Below are 16,937 nucleotides of genomic sequence, written 5' to 3' on the forward strand. Positions count from 1 at the left end.
ATGGTAGAGTTAAAGAAAAGGAATATGGAGAATTCGACTTTCTTATGTAAATTCATATGTATACAACCCATCACACGCCTATTTTGTACGATTTTACAGGCTATGTACGATTTTCCAGTCTTTCTACCATTCTTTTTTAATTCACTTTATTTATCTCAACCTTTCTCATAACCAATGCATCAATAATATTTTCATCTATCTTCACATCTTTTTTAGCCGTAATAGTCAAATTGTCAAAACAGAAATTGGATAATTTATATTGTTTTGATTTCTCTACAGCAAAAAAGGAATCACAATCCAGATGAATATTACGCATTGTAATATAGCTGGAATACGAGACTGGCATATCCTTGCGATCTTTCAAATCATAAAACTGTGTCCAAGGAGCAATAAAGATACAATTGCGGACATTTCCTTTTATGTCTTCAACGAGGATGTACTTATATTGCTGGGGAGTATCCGGACGCATTTTCAACCACAACAGGCGTTTAGCCTGATCCAGATTGCAGCGTCGAAGAATTATATTATGATTATATATCGATTCACTACCGCAAGTCAGCACTCCGTGACAGAATCCAAAAGTACAGTCTTCAATGATAATATCACAATTGCCACCATTATCGGGATCTTGATCAGCCCATGGTCCTTTGCCACCTTTTAATGCAATTGCGTCATCATTAACCGACATATAGCATCCCTTGACAAGTACATTTTTACACGCATCAATATCGATTGCATCCGTACTTGGAGCCTTTACGGGAAAAGAAGGTGAAAAGATATGCAAATTCAAAAGTTTTACGCTATCACACTTATAAATGTGAGTTGTCCAAAACGGAGAATTAACAAGTCGCACATCTGAAACTTGTACATTATTGCTATGAGATATATGAAGTAGACGAGGACGCAATTCATCCATATTAGTACATTTAGGAATAACCCGCCGCCGCAACCAAAATGACTTCCAATATCGTTCACCGTTTCCATCAACTTTTCCTTTTCCGGAAAGGGTGAAACCATCTACCTTATCAACATTAATCAAAGCTGAAAAGTACTTTAGGTTCTGTCCCTCCATCCGTGTTTCTATTACAGGAAAGTTGCTAATATCGTCACTACCTTTCAACACAGCCTTCTTTTCCAGATGCAAGTGTGTTCCCGGCTTAAAGAACAGCGCACCACTAAGATAAGTACCTTCAGGTATAACAATGACTCCGCCTCCATTATTAGACGCCAAATCTATAACAGCCTGAATTTTCTCTGTCTGTAACAGTGTACTATCATTCACTACTCCATAGTCGGTAATCAAGAAATTCTTTCCTAATCCATTTATATCAGTTTTTTCATTTTTATAAAACCAATCCGGTATAATTTTACCATCGGGAAATTTTTCCTGACTAAATAGCTGCAAGCTACAACATGTCGCTACTATTAAAATTGCTGACTTTATCATTTTCTACTGCTTATTACTTTTTCCGCAAAAGTACCGCATCTTCCCATTCACCCCAAGCCTAAGGATATGGAGATATTGATTTTCTTATGGAGTTCTATGCAAAGGATTCAAATACTACTTATCCATATACAATATTCCATATCCGGATACACTTTTATATATACATAGAACCAGAATAAAAACGTTATGTCCGAAATAAAAAAGCACATCTTCTTTATAAAAGAATAGAATTTCGTGATAGTAACGTCCATTTCATTTACTTTCTATAGTAAACTCATGATAAAACATATTTTATCATATATCAAAGAAGAAAAAAAATGAACTTTCCTTTCATAATCCTCTTCAACGTTCTTAATAAATTATTGAGGAGTTTATTATAAACGGTATCCAAGTTTATTATAAATGATGAATTCCGACTTTAAAGATATAGCGGTCTTTTTTTGCAACAAAAAAGGCTGCAAACCCCATAAAGATTCGCAGCCTCTGGCTCATACAGAAACTCTCACAGTTTAACTACTGCAAGAATTTCCGAATATATTGTCATCATATTGTACTATTTTCTTTTTCATTCTTTTTAATGATACCTTTTACTCATTGATATTCACACCTACAAATATACAACATAAAAAAGGGTTTGTCAAGAGCAACCTGTCCATAAGAAGAATTATATCATAAGATTCGATTATTTACTTTAAAAAGTCATTAACCAAGCCTTCAACTCCATCAACATTTCATTGCGGAATTTAAAACTATCTTTCATTCCCCATCCATGCCCACCACTGGGATAAATATACATGGCAGCCGGTATATCCTTTTCTTTCAAAGCAGAATAGTAACGAATAGAATTCATAGGTACCACACCCCTGTCGTCATCGGATAAAGCTATAAACGCTCTTGGTGTAAGAGAATCCACCTGATACTCATTACTAAATTCCTTTTTCAATTCCTCCGTTGCTTTTTCACCTAGAAACTGTCTGCACGATCCACCATGCCCGTATTTAGGTTCCATCGAAATTACCGGATAAAAAAGAATCTGAAAAGCAGGACGAAGTTCTTCGGAAGCATGCGTAGCCACTGTAGAAGCCAAATGACCACCTGCCGAAAATCCCATGATACCAATGCAATCAGGATTAATATTCCATTCAGAAGCATGTTCTTTCGCATAACGAATAGCTTCGTATGCATCCGACATGGGAACCTCCCGATTACCATTAGGCATACGGTACTTCAAGACAATAGCAGCTATTCCCTGTTCATTGAAAAACGGTGCCCAGTCATACCCCTCGTGAGCCATTGCCAAATGCCCGTATCCACCTCCCGGACATATAATAACAGCTCTCGCCGGCTGTTGAGAAGCTTTCGGCAAATATACCCGGATACTAGGTTTGAAATTATTCTTTTTATCATCATATCCCTGGGCTTCCATCCCATTCGTATTGGGTAAGCCGTTTTGCCACAAATCTATATCAATAGGCGAATCCTGTTTTTTCATCACTTTGTCTTGTGCATTTATAGAAGTACAAACAGTTGTAAAGCAACCGCTTAAAAGTAATATTTTACAAAAAGAAATTAGTCTCATACTATGCTGTTTTAGTTAATCTTATTCTTATGAATCCTGCGGAGAATCATTATCATTACTCACACCACGTTGATAAACAGACGGTGCTACTCCGAATTGAGCTTTGAAGCATTTACTGAAATAGAAAGGATCGCTGATACCCACCTTATAGGAGACTTCTGCAACCGTCAGATTATCTTCCGACAGTAACAACTCGGCTGCTTTCTTCATGCGTACAACACGTAAATATTCATTAGGCGAATATCCCGTTACTCCACGTAGTTTCCGATAAAATACCGTTCGTCCCAACTTCATCATCTGCGCAAACTCATCAATAGAGAATTCAGACCGGGCAAGATTCTGTTCAAGGATGGCAGCCAACCGATCTGCAAATTCTTTATCCCGGTCAGTGGTACACATGGCCGGACGCACAATACCCGGTTCACTGGAGAATTTCTCACGCAATTTATCGCGCTGCTCAATCAGGCGGAACACACGTGCCAACAACAATTTTACACTAAACGGTTTGGCAATGTAAGCATCCGCTCCGGCTTCTATACCTTCCAGATGTTTCTCCGGCGAACTCAAAGCAGTCAGCAGAATGATAGGAATATGGCTCGTATCAAAATCCGATTTCAGCTTCTTAGTTACCTCAAATCCCGTCATTCCCGGCATCAGAACATCACAGATAATCAAATCGGCATCATACGTACGTGCCTTCTCAAATCCGGATGTACCGTCAGCAGCAACTTCTACTTCGAAATAGGCTCCGATTTCCTCTTTCAAGAATTCACGAATATCATTGTCATCTTCAATAATCAAGACTTTCCGTTTATTCAGAGGAACAGCCAGTTTTTCCGAGTCAGGAAGTTCTTCCGAGAGCTGCAACAAATGATGCGCATGTCCGTCCGCCTCTTTCAGCAGTACATTGCCCGGGACAAGGAAGTCTTTCTCCGAATACACCGTCTTATCCGTCGGAATGCATACGGTAAACACAGAACCACCGCCTTCATTATCCTTATACTCAATCGTTCCTTTATGTACCTGAACTAGTTCATGGCTCAAATGCAACCCTACACCGATACTGTCACCGGAGAAGTTACTCTGCATAAATCGTTTGAACAATTCGTTCTGCTTCTCTTTAGGAATGCCGACTCCCGTATCCGAAACCTGAATCTGCAAGGTTTGCTTCCCTTCGTCCACATTCACCGAGAGAATAATTGTTCCGTTCGAAGGAGTATATTTAAAGGCATTTGAAAGCAGGTTATAAGTCACCTTATCCAAATTTCCTTTATCAATAAACATTTTATAGGACGGCACCGAAGGCAGGAAACGGAAATTCATATTCTTTTGTTCCGCTACATCTCCGAAGCTCAAAAATATTTCATAAAGGAAAGAGATGACATCCGTTTCCTCTAAAGAGAGTGCCAGCTTATTATTCTGCATCTTTCTAAATTCCAGCAACTGATTGATAAGCCTCAACATACGCTGCGTGCTCTTATCCATTGTTTTCAGCGGATATATCAATTCACGCGGGATATCAGTCACACGTTGAATCTTCTCCAATGCTCCCTGAATCAAGGTAAGCGGAGTACGGAATTCATGAGAGATATTGGTAAAAAACACCAGTTTATATTCTGTCAACTGCTTTTCTACATTGATGCGGTTACGCAAGCCGTTAAAGTTACGAACGATACGGAAAGCAAAGTACAAGGCTATGATTAATAACAGCACATAACCCAGCATTGCCCAAGTCGTTTTCCAGAATGGAGGGACAATTACAATTTTCAGTGTAGTCTCGCTATCATTCCAAACACCTGATCCATTGCTCGACTTGACGTGAAGTATATAAGTTCCCGGATTAAGATACTTAAACGAAGCAAAATTCAGAGGAGAAGGAGCACTCCATCCCTGATCGTAATTTTCCAGCCAATACATATATTTGGTATGACCGCTATCCGAATAATCAAAAGTAGAGAAATCTATCAAGAATGAGTTCTGAAAAAACTTCAGGGTTATTTCGTCCGAATAAGCCAACGATTGCTTTAACGGAGAGTCCTCCATCTGCGGATTCATCTGGGTTCCATTGACATATAAATCCGTGAAAACAACCGGGGAGAAAGTTTCGTTATCCTGTATCTTTTCAGGATCGATCACTATTAATCCGTAGTTTGTGCCAAAAAGCAGTTTTCCATCTTCGCGCATACAGGCACTATTCTCACTATACACATTTCCCAGTGTATAGGAAGAAAAGAAATAGTTTTCAAAAGAATGGGTAGCCGGATTAAATTTGGAAATACCATATTCGGTGGCAACCCAGAGATTCCCCTTTTTATCTCCCAGAATGGACTGGATTACATCGTTAACCAATCCTTCGGAAGTTCCGTAATGTTCATATTTCAAAGAGCAATAGTTATCCTGCGGCTCACAAAGATTCAGTCCCGAACCGGACGTACCAATCCACATCCGCCCTTCCGTATCCCGATAGATACACTTGATTTCATTACTGCAAAACTTTCCGTTTGTATAACTGAAAAGATGATAATTATCAGCATCTGCAATCAATGAATCCGGATGAAAAATACAAATACCCTCACTGGTTCCTACCCACACCATCCCATTTGTGTCTTCTTCTATCACACGCACCATCCTCATCCCGAATGTTTGCTGGAAGAAATGACGGAATTTATATTTACCGTCGGGAGTAGGTTCAGCCAGTTCCAGCCCACCGCCAAATGTTCCTATCCACATGCGGTCTTTACGGTCGCGATAAATGGCAAAAACGTTATTATCGGATAAGGCTGTCAAATCAGAAGGATTATTATAATACCAGGTGTCCCCCACTTTGAGACCATTTCCACGAGTTCCCATCCACATTCGTCCCTGTTTGTCTTCGGTGAGAGCATAGATATTAGAATGGAAATATTGATTGGTCATTTTCGAATGAAGACTTGAATCAAAGGTGTATAATCCCCCCTTACGCGTACCTACACAGATATCCCCATTAGACATTCTGGTAAGCATACGGATGGTGTTCGACCGGTCGAACAAATCACGGGATTCGGGATAGATACGGGAAGTTCCTTCATTCAATACGGAAATACGGGACAAGCCTGAATATTCCGAAGCTACCCAGATGCCACCGGCACGATCTTCCATCACATATTGCAGGAAATCTGAACTGATATGACTCTGGTCATTAATGTTCGCCACAAAATGCTCCAGTTTATCTTCGGCGGTATTATAAGCGAAAAGCCCATTTCCATAGGTCGAAATCCAAATAATTCCCCGGGAATCATGGACGATATGATAACGTTCAAAGTCGATATAACTTATCTTATCCTGGGGAATCAACTGGAAATCCTTACTCTCTCCGGTTTCGGCAAGCACGTATGTAAGCCGTCCCGTATGATTGTATATCCAATAATCTCCACGATTATCACGTATCAATTCTCCCTTTTTAATATTCAAACGAGGATCTGCGGCCATCTCTCCGGTAGCAAACTTATAAGTATATACTCCGGTAGTAGTCAGGATCACCCACTTATCTTTCAACAGGAAATTTCCGGTTGGCGATGTCGCCCCTGCCACAGTGGCAAGAGAAGCCAACTTTTGCATCTTTTGAGTAGCCTCCTGATAATAATAGATATCTCCATCTGCTGTAAGGAAATACATATCGTCCTTATAGGCCAGCGAAGAAGTGAAGTGGATTAATCGGTCTTCTATCCGATATTGTCCGTTGGAGACAGAAACCAGTCCGCATTGAGTGCCGATCCAGATACGGCCACTGGCATCCTCATTCACAAATTTCACCCGGTTATCCGGCAGGTTTCCACGTTCGGTCCTGAATACGGTAGATGTCATCTCACCATTTTTCTGATGTACCATCTTCCGGCAGCCATTTCCCGAATGGGAAAGCCAGACATCTCCGTTAGCAGCGACAAAAACCGTTGAATAATTCTGCCTTAACTCGCCACAACCGGTATAGTCCACAAAACGGGCACGTTGCAAATCATAGCAACTATATAATTCAGGTGTAGTAGAAATCCACAAAAAGCCATCTTTATCTTCTGTCAGATCGTAAATACGGTTGTCTGCCAAAGATACCTCATCACCGATTTCCGGACGGAAAGTGAGAAAAGAGTTGCCATCATAACGACTTAACCCGTTTAAGGTAGCCAGCCACAAAAAACCTTTACTATCCTGATAAATATATCGAATAGAGTTATTGGGAAGGCCGTCACTCGTTCTCATTTGTGTAGAGCGAAGCTCAATTGCACTATAAGCATTCAACACAAAACTAACAAGAAAGGTAAAGATCAAAAGGTGTCTTTGCATCATATAGATTCCAAGATTAATAATAAATGTTGGACAAAAATAGTCAAGATAGTTGAGATAATGAAAGAAACGGCTCACCTAATTACTAAAAAATCAATCCATGTGGAATACTTCCGGCAAAGGAATGGACACCGGTGAGTTGTCCGGATTCACTTCCATGATATCCGCCATATAGTCCCACCATTTCTGCACAATCTCCGTATTACCCAAGTCCTGCGAACCGACCTCACCTTCCGTTTTCTGGAAAGCAAACAGGATATTGGTCTCCTTATCCCAATAAATCGAATAGTCCGACACTCCGTTTTTGGAAAGCAATGCTTTCAATTCAGGCCAGATGGCAGCATGTCTTTTCTCATATTCAGCTTCACATCCGGGTTTTAAATACATTTTAAAAGCTTCTCGTTTCATGGTTCTATCTATTTAAAGTTAATCTTTCTTTTCTTCTGTATCGATGGCAAAAATAGGTGCAGTCGTCTTCTGTTTCACCTGATAATACTGAACGGCACTGTCATTCATCTGCGGGTACTGATTCTTTAATAGAGAGATCATTTCCGCACCTGCCCAAAGCACCGGTCCGTATCCATGTGCCGCATATACATTGACCGGACGATAGTAATAAAAAGCAGGATCGAAAGCCATCCCCGTACCCACACAAGTGCCTTCCACCTGACCTTCCGCATTGATCTTACCGGCCACGGCATGCCATCCCAAATGAGCGACAGGTCCATAAGCAATGGCATCAATCCAGCCTTTATTGATAGCATGCGCCAAACAGTATACGTAAATAGCCGTAGCAGACGTCTCCAGATAAGAATCATTCCGGTCGAGCAATTGATGCCAAAGCCCTTCTCCACTTTGCAAGGCAGTCACTCCGCGTACATGAGCCCGGAAATAATCCATCACTTTCGCACGTTGGGGGTAATCTTCCGGCAATACATCGAGCAATTCGCATGCTGTCAGCATAGCCCACCCATTGGCACGCGCCCAACAAAAGGCAGGATGATCGGTACTGCTTTCTACCCATCCATGACGATACAATCCTTTTTCAGGGATAAACATACGGTCGGCAAATTGCAGGAATTGTCTGACAGCCTCCGCCAGATATATCTCTTTTTGAGCCTTGTCATAACGGCTCATCTGGGCTACTGCGGGAATCCCCATAAACATGTCGTCCAGCCAAAGTGTATTATGTTGCGGACGATTGCGGGCAAAAGTACCATCTGCCAATCGGTATTCTTTATTCTGAATAAAATCAAAATAGTTCTCAATTAATCCGTCTACAGGAAGTGAGCGGTCTTTCACACGGACTTTCACCATCGCTGCACACACAGCCCCGGCATCATCCAGGGCATGAGGAGTGAGGATTTGCAGTAGTTGAGGGTCTGTTGTGCCTTTCTCTTCGTACACACGCTTAAAATGAGGCGCCACTTCCGCCAGAAAGCGGAAACGGTTCTGCACATAGTCCATGTAACGTTGATCGCCCGTGGCTTCGGCAGCTGCTATCAAGGCAGAATAGGTTACTCCCCATTCGTAACTTGCCAGACGGAAAGCACCACGTTCCAGTTGCGCTTCCTCTCCCATCGTGGTGTAGTCGGTAATCAGTTTACCTGTGTTCTTATCTACCACGCGTGCCGGAGTCTCCTTATCAATATAAGCAAATACACGATCTATATCTTTCTTGACCTGCCCGGGTGTCAGGTCACCATAAGTGCCCTGATAAGCAGGTTGCAGCAAATGCAAAGGAGTATTTGAATCATTCACTACAGTTTTCTTTTTCTGTGCACTAACCGGCAAAGTTGCCAGTAATAAAACAAGGGTTATGATACGAATATTCATAATCTATTTTTTAGGTATTTTATATCCTCTGAATACAGTGCCCTGAAGCTCCGGTCCGAAATAGAATCCGGGCTGTGTAGGCTGATTATAAGCCACATTCTGGGTAGCGATACTTATACGATAAATCGGATCTTCGAGGAAAGTATGAAAACGATAGTCGGTAGGAATAGTGGAGACGTAAAGCCGTAAAGCTGTATTATCAGCTGTACGCATCAGTACTTCTTCGCGCCAGTCACCTACGATATCTCCCTGAAGGCAAGGATTTGCTTTGGTTCCATTATTAGAAAGAGTTCCCTCAAAAATGGCTATGCGCTCACACACTCCTTTTTCCCAATTATATTTGCTGACCATATTTCTATCCAACAATTCACGCAACAAATCTCCATCCCACCAGACAGCCATATTACAGGATAAACCTCTTACCCGGTCTTTTACCACTTCTCCTTTCACATTCCTTATTCCTCCGGAAGCAACAGACCACATTTCAACGCCCGGTTGAGTCGGGTCAATATCAGCTGCCATACAACGCCCTACATCTGTATTGTCTTTAATCTGAAATATAACTTCTCCGGTAGCTGCATCCCGATAGGTAGAACCATCACGTTTATTTTCATGACAATCCCATACTTGCAGCCCTTTACGAGAGGGGTCGAAATGAGTCAGATGAATGGCATCGCCGTGTCCCATTTTCGTGGTGTAGAGTCCTTTACCGTTATGGTCTATGGCGCATGAACCGTAGATGATCTCATCGCATCCGTCACCGTCCACGTCACCTACCCGCAGATTATGATTTCCCTGTCCGGCATAATCTTCACAACCGGGATTATTACTGTCGAATACCCAACGTTGTTTCAGTTCCTTTCCATCCCAGTCAAAAGCAGCCAAAACAGTACGTGTATAATACCCGCGACACATCACTACGCTTGGGTGTATACCGTCGAGATAGGCAACGCAGGCCAGAAAACGGTCGCTGCGATTACCACGACTGTCTCCCCAACCCATCAAGTCTCCTCTTTCGGGCACATAATCAATTGTTTGCATCGCTTCTCCTGTCAATCCGTTAAAAACTGTCAGATATTCCGGTCCGGTCAGGATACGTCCTTGTTCATTCCGATAATCAGCCTGCGCATCCCCAATCACTTTTCCTCTTCCATCCACCGTTCCGTCTGCGGTCTTCATCACTACTTCCGCTTTGCCGTCACCATCGAAATCGAACACCATAAACTGGGTGTAGTGTGCACCGGCACGTATGTTACGTCCCAGATTAATACGCCATAACAGTTTTCCGCTCAACTTATAGCAATCAACATATACTTCTCCCGTATAGCCGTCATGTGAATTATCATGTGCATTACTCGGGTCCCATTTCAGAATAATCTCATATTCGCCATCACCGTCCACGTCACCGATACTGGCATCATTCGGAGCATAAAAATAGTTTTGCCCTGACGGAGTCGTACCATCTTCGGGGCGGTTCAACGGAATATTCAGATAACCCAATGGGGCATTTGCCGGTAATTGATAGCTACTTTCCGTTTTACCTTCCCTTGCTTTCACGGTATAAAGTACAGATTCTGTCCCTGCATAGGCATCCTGAAAGAAAGTGGCATCCTTCAACGGGTGTTTGTTTATCTTTTCATCGTTCCTATAAATATCAAAAGATTCATTCATCGGGTCGGAAGACAAATAACGCCAGGAAACAGCCACAGTAGACGGATTCTCTCGGATAGCAATTACACCACGTCCCAGACGTTCGCGTTTCAACTTCGAAAAGTCATAGTTTGGCTGGGCTATCGAGGAGATAGCTATCAGGCAGAAACTAAAAAAAAGAGTTATGCACTTCATAGTTTTATCGATTAATCAAATTACAACACAAAAGTAAAGGACGCAGCCCATTGATAAAATAGAATATTGTACAGATATATGTAGAAATCATCATTAGACGTACTTTTAACACTATTTTCTGCCGTCTCGTGAACGAATTTAAAGACATTTGCACGGAAATCCATTGAAAAAGAAAAGAACGTCTCTTACCTTTGCCATAGAAATTAGTATAAACAGCAAATTAATAAAACAGAACTATTGTACCATGAAGAAACCACTATTCTTACTCTTTACAGGATTGCTTCTTTCTTGTCTGATACCAGTCCATACGGTCGCAGCACAAGAGCTTCCGGCACAAAAAGAGACTTTAGAGAATATCATAAAGGTAAATGACTACTTTATGAAGAAGTATGCCGATTACACTACTCCCAGTTTTTACGGTCGTGTACGTCCCAGCAATATATGGACGCGTGGTGTATATTATGAAGGATTGATGGCTCTCTATTCTATTTATCCACGTGAGGATTATTATAAGTATACTTACGACTGGGCCGATTTCCACAAATGGGGAATGCGCAACGGCAATACTACTCGTAATGCCGACGACCATTGTTGCGGACAGGCGTACATTGATATCTATAAAATCTGCCCGTCAGACCCGAACATGATTCGGAATATCAAAGCAAGTATCGATATGGTGGTGAACACCCCGCAGGTGAACGACTGGTGGTGGATTGATGCTGTGCAAATGGCAATGCCTATCTTCGCTAAATTCGGACAGATGACCGGAGAACAGAAATACTACGATAAGATGTGGGATATGTACTACTACACACGCAGCCAACACGATGAAACGGGTATGTTCAACCCCAAAGACGGCCTGTGGTGGCGCGATCAGGATTTCAATCCTCCATATAAAGAGCCGAATGGCGAAGATTGCTATTGGAGTCGTGGAAACGGATGGGTATATGCTGCCTTGGTACGTGTATTGGATGAAATTCCTTCTGACGAGAAACACCGTCAGGACTATATCAATGATTTCCTGACCATGAGCAAGGCTTTGAAGAAATGTCAGCGTGAAGATGGTTTCTGGAATGTCAGTCTTCACGACCCGACGAACTTCGGAGGAAAAGAGACTTCCGGTACAGCCTTATTTGTTTATGGTATGGCTTGGGGAGTCCGCAACGGATTGCTCGACCGTAAAGAGTATCTTCCCGTCCTTTTAAAAGCATGGAATGCTATGGTGAAAGATGCCGTACACCCGAATGGATTTCTGGGATATGTGCAGGGAACAGGTAAGGAGCCCAAAGACGGACAGCCGGTTACATACAAGAGTGTGCCCGATTTTGAAGATTACGGAGTCGGTTGTTTCCTGCTTGCCGGAACAGAAGTTTATAAATTAAAATAACATACACTGTTTTTTCATTAGGTTTAAAGATAATCATTCATTAGGTTTAGTTAGAGGTTAGTTAGTAGTTAGCTCCCTCACTGACTGTTTAGACACAAGTCAGTGAGGGAGTTCAAAGAAAATAGATTTATGAAAAGCAAATTATTCCCGTATATATGTTGGCTGACAGCCATTACATTCAGTTTGCAACTGCAAGCGCAAAATAAAGTTTCCGCTCCCATGGCAGATGTCAATCAGGTGGTTGACAACACGCTGGATAGCCTGAATAAAGCACGCACCTCGCGACCGGAAGCCGGTTCCAGCCGGAAAGGTGACAACCCGGTTCTGTTTCTGGTAGGTAATTCGACCATGCGTACCGGAACTTTAGGCAATGGCAACAACGGACAATGGGGATGGGGCTATTTTGCTGGTGAATATTTCGATTCCAACCGGATTACTGTTGAGAATCATGCGTTGGGAGGTACCAGCAGCCGTACTTTCTACAACCGTCTTTGGCCGGATGTAATCAAAGGTGTACGCCCCGGAGACTGGGTTATCATCGAATTGGGACACAATGACAATGGTCCTTATGACAGCGGACGTGCCCGCGCCTCTATTCCGGGGATCGGCAAAGATACGCTGAACGTAACCATCAAAGAGACTGGAGTGAAAGAAACCGTATATACATACGGGGAATATATGCGCCGTTTTATTCAGGATGTAAAAGCAAAAGGCGCTCATCCTATTCTATTCTCGCTTACTCCCCGCAATGCTTGGGAAGATAAAGACAGCACCATCATCACACGTGTGAACAAGACTTTCGGATTGTGGGCAAAACAAGTAGCCGAAGAACAGGAGGTTCCTTTTATTGATTTGAATGATATCAGTGCCCGCAAATTCGAGAAGTTCGGTAAGAATAAGGTGAAATATATGTTCTACATCGACCGTATACACACAAGTGCTTTCGGTGCTAAAGTCAATGCGGAATCTGCTGCAGATGGAATACGTTCTTATGAGGGACTGGAATTGGCCAATTATCTGAAGCCCGTTGAGAAGGATACTGTGACAGGCTCCAGTCGTAAAGAGGAACGTCCGGTATTGTTTACTATCGGAGACAGTACAGTCCGAAATGAAGATAAAGACAAAAACGGTATGTGGGGTTGGGGAAGCGTAATTGCCGATGAGTTCAATCTGGATAAAATTTCTGTAGAAAACCGTGCCATGGCAGGACGCAGTGCCCGCACTTTCCTGGACGAAGGTCGTTGGGATAAGGTTTATAATGCCTTGCAGCCGGGAGATTTTGTGCTGATTCAGTTTGGACATAATGATGCGGGAGACATTAATGTAGGCAAAGCCCGTGCCGAACTGCGTGGTTCCGGTGACGAGAGCAAAGTCTTTTTGATGGAGAAAACAGGGAAATATCAGGTGATTTATACATTCGGCTGGTATCTTCGGAAATTCATTATGGACGTTCAGGAGAAAGGGGCTGTTCCTATCGTTCTAAGCCATACTCCACGCAACAAATGGAAAGATGGAAAGATAGAACGCAACACAGAGTCTTTCGGTAAATGGACACGTGAAGCAGCCGAAGCTACCGGGGCTTACTTCATTGATCTAAATAAGATTAGTGCCGATAAACTGGAAAAGGTGGGTATCAAGAAAGCGGCTGCTTACTATAACCACGACCATACGCATACTTCCCTGAAGGGAGCACACATGAATGCGAAAAGCATTGCCGAAGGACTGAAAAGTACTGATTGCCCGTTGAAAGAATATTTGAAGTAGTACAAAGGAAAATACAATAAAGGCAAGGAAGAAATATCGACTATATAGAATGCTTACATATTCAATCTTAAAAAAGGAATATTTAAGCGTTGCAAAGAAGGCTAATTACATGAACGGATAAGGGAAGATGAAATAATCCCGGCATTTGCCAGCATCTTATTTCTTCATTTCACTTTCCACTGCCGTTAGCTGTCAAATAGGAAGCATTATACACCTATCCCTTGCAGATAGGTATCATTTTAGCAAAGCACTATTCATAATAGCATTTAGATTCTTTCTTTGTTTTCGAGCCAATCAGAGAAATACCACCCCTAAAAGAGTACACTTACAGCTTCCTCACCGATGAAAGATAGGTTCCTCGGTGGGGAAGACAGCGTTTCTCACCGAGGAACACCTCGTTGGTTTAAACCCAATAAACCATTTATCTATTAGAAAAATAGCATATTCTATCGGTTATTATTCACTTTTCGCCTATACTCCCGCATATTATTGCACCTATATATGCAGTTTTTCCTCCAGTTTACCAATCCTAAAACGACTATTCTTCAGTTTAATCTTAAAAACAGAACATCGTGATAGGATAGAATCGTCTTCTTTTCAAAAAGAGGCAAACAGCTATCCTCCACAAATACGGCCGCAAATCATTGATTTATTCCACAGAATAGATTAACTTTGCCTATACTAATTAAAAGTCTGCCAATATGAACCAAGTGAAAGGAATACCATACGGAATATCCGACTTTAGCCGGATAAGAAACGGTAACTTCTATTTCGTCGATAAAACCATGTATCTCCCCCTTATTGAGGAAATGCCTAGCTACCTTTTCCTGATCCGTCCGAAACGTTTTGGGAAAAGCCTGTTTCTAAGCATGATGCATACTTATTACGACATATTACAGAAAGATAATTTCGACAAATATTTCGGCGACTTATGGATAGGAAGTCACCCGACTGAACAACGCAACAGTTTCCAAGTCCTTTTCTTTGACTTCTCAAAAGCCGGTTGTTCACTGCCGGGAGCAGACTTGATGAGTAGCTTCAATGAATATTGCAGCATCATCATTAATCAATTTGCACATCAATATGCACCTTTCTATGACGCAGATTTTAAGGAAACGGTTGAAAACATCGAAAGCGCCAAAGCCAAACTCGCTTATATCGAGATAAAAGCAAAAGAAAAGGGATATCCTCTTTATCTGATAATTGACGAATATGACAACTTTACCAACGTCATATTGAGCGAACACGGGCAGAAAATGTTCCATGACCTGACTCATGCCAGTGGTTTTTACCGTGAATACTTCAAGCAATTCAAAGGTATGTTCAACCGGATTTTCCTAATGGGAGTCAGTCCTATCACTTTGGATGACTTATCCAGTGGATATAATATCGATTGGAATATATCGACCGATTCCCGTTTCAATGCCATGATGGGATTTGATGAGACAGAAATACGTGAAATGCTATGTTACTATCAGCAAAACGGTTTGCTGGTCGGTGATATAGAAGCAATGATTACGGAAATGAAGCCATGGTACAACAATTATTGCTTTGCCAGAATGTCTTTGGACAACGACCGTGTGTTCAATTGTGATATGACTTTATATTATCTGCGTAACCAAATCGACTTTCACCGCCCGCCCGAAAACATGGTAGACAAAAATATCCGTACAGATTACAGCAAATTGAAAATGCTGGCACGCATTGACCACGACACCACCCATGAAGGAAGCCGTATGAGCACTATCGAGGAAATTGCGGCAAAAGGCGAAATATTGGTAGACTTGCACACTTCGTTCCCGTCAGAAAAAATAGCGGATATTGAAAACTTCCGAAGTCTGCTCTATTATTATGGTTTACTCACCATGTGCGGCACTCGTGGCGACCGTCTGAAAATGTGTATACCTAACAATTGTGTACGCGAGCAATATTTAGGATTCTTACGCGACTACTATCAACAGGCCCATAGCCTGAATCTTTCACACCTGAAAGACTTGATAGATGATTTCGCTTTTGATGGTCACTGGAAACCATTCTTTGAAACCATTGCCCGCGCCTATCGGGAGAATTCTTCCATTCGCGATGCCATAGAGGGGGAAAGAAATTTGCAAGGCTTCCTGAAAGCTTATCTGGCAATCGCTTCCTACTATCTCGTACAACCGGAACTGGAAATGAATTATGGTTATTGTGACTTCTTCCTGTTGCCGGACAAAGCACGTTATTCCGATATAGAACACAGCTATATCCTAGAACTGAAATATGCTCCACGTACAGCTAACGCTGAAGAACTTGAAACTCAAGCAGAAGAAGGAAGAAAGCAATTACTACAATACAGTAAAGATAAAATCGTACAAAAACTGGCTACCGATACGACACTTCACTTGCTGTTACTCCAGTTCCAAGGCTGGGATATGGTGAAATGCGAGGAAATCAACAGTTCTGTTATTCATCCCTCGGAATAACTTCCTGCATATAAATAGCGTCGAGACTCCAAAGAGCAGCATCATTCGTGCTGATACTTGTACATTCATCTAATGGAGCCGGAACTTCCGGTGGAAGGATGGTCGTGATACGGAAAGAGGGTGCAGGAGTATGTTCCAAACGGGTGAATAAGTCCGTCCAGGCTTCTTCTGTCATTTGTCTATCACGCAGATGATAAGCCGCATAAGCCATCAGGCGGGATATACGGAAACGGCTGTGACTAAGTTCCCATGCTTTCTTCTTGTAACGTGCGGCATGGTCAAGCCAGGCGTCTTTCCATT

At 42.1% G+C, this 16,937-nt stretch carries 10 protein-coding genes; 3 read left to right on the forward strand and 7 right to left on the reverse strand.

What is annotated here, in order from left to right:
• Positions 1-136: 136 nt before the first annotated feature.
• The 6 genes from ACT8YW_RS10160 to ACT8YW_RS10185 form a co-directional block, all read right to left on the reverse strand.
• Positions 137-1,447 (reverse strand): rhamnogalacturonidase, encoded by a 1,311-nt coding sequence (locus ACT8YW_RS10160; protein ID WP_259026090.1) that lies wholly within the window; start codon positions 1,445-1,447, stop codon positions 137-139.
• Positions 1,448-2,138: 691 nt separating this feature from the next.
• Positions 2,139-3,026 carry an alpha/beta hydrolase gene (locus ACT8YW_RS10165; protein ID WP_444104838.1) on the reverse strand — a complete coding sequence of 296 codons (888 nt, stop codon included), beginning with the start codon at positions 3,024-3,026 and terminating at the stop codon, positions 2,139-2,141.
• Between the two features lie 27 nt (positions 3,027-3,053).
• Positions 3,054-7,346, reverse strand: a complete 4,293-nt coding sequence (locus ACT8YW_RS10170; protein ID WP_444104839.1) for a hybrid sensor histidine kinase/response regulator transcription factor — start codon at positions 7,344-7,346, stop codon at positions 3,054-3,056.
• Positions 7,347-7,436: 90 nt separating this feature from the next.
• Positions 7,437-7,751, reverse strand: a complete 315-nt coding sequence (rhaM, locus tag ACT8YW_RS10175; protein ID WP_195354942.1) for an L-rhamnose mutarotase — start codon at positions 7,749-7,751, stop codon at positions 7,437-7,439.
• Between the two features lie 18 nt (positions 7,752-7,769).
• Positions 7,770-9,179: a glycoside hydrolase family 88/105 protein gene (locus ACT8YW_RS10180; RefSeq protein WP_211480708.1), complete on the reverse strand. Its 1,410-nt coding sequence runs from the start codon at positions 9,177-9,179 to the stop codon at positions 7,770-7,772.
• A gap of 3 nt (positions 9,180-9,182) precedes the next feature.
• Positions 9,183-11,024, reverse strand: coding sequence for a rhamnogalacturonan lyase (locus ACT8YW_RS10185; protein WP_444104840.1), 1,842 nt, complete (start codon positions 11,022-11,024; stop codon positions 9,183-9,185).
• 244 nt (positions 11,025-11,268) lie between these two features.
• Here ACT8YW_RS10185 and ACT8YW_RS10190 point away from each other — a divergent pair, with 244 nt between their 5' ends.
• The 3 genes from ACT8YW_RS10190 to ACT8YW_RS10200 all read left to right on the forward strand — a co-directional run bounded on the left by ACT8YW_RS10190 (position 11,269) and on the right by ACT8YW_RS10200 (position 16,637).
• Positions 11,269-12,411, forward strand: a complete 1,143-nt coding sequence (locus ACT8YW_RS10190; RefSeq protein WP_259026086.1) for a glycoside hydrolase family 88/105 protein — start codon at positions 11,269-11,271, stop codon at positions 12,409-12,411.
• A gap of 129 nt (positions 12,412-12,540) precedes the next feature.
• Positions 12,541-14,175 (forward strand): rhamnogalacturonan acetylesterase, encoded by a 1,635-nt coding sequence (locus ACT8YW_RS10195; RefSeq protein ID WP_444104841.1) that lies wholly within the window; start codon positions 12,541-12,543, stop codon positions 14,173-14,175.
• A gap of 701 nt (positions 14,176-14,876) precedes the next feature.
• Positions 14,877-16,637 carry an AAA family ATPase gene (locus ACT8YW_RS10200; protein WP_444104842.1) on the forward strand — a complete coding sequence of 587 codons (1,761 nt, stop codon included), beginning with the start codon at positions 14,877-14,879 and terminating at the stop codon, positions 16,635-16,637.
• Here ACT8YW_RS10200 and ACT8YW_RS10205 read toward each other — a convergent pair.
• The coding region (locus ACT8YW_RS10205) for an exo-rhamnogalacturonan lyase family protein (protein ID WP_444104843.1) at positions 16,618-16,937 on the reverse strand (320 nt) is incomplete at its 5' end. The two genes, ACT8YW_RS10200 and ACT8YW_RS10205, sit on opposite strands and share 20 nt — an antisense overlap.

Origin of the sequence: Bacteroides sp., from assembly GCF_052357945.1 — a bacterium.
GTDB lineage: Bacteria > Bacteroidota > Bacteroidia > Bacteroidales > Bacteroidaceae > Bacteroides.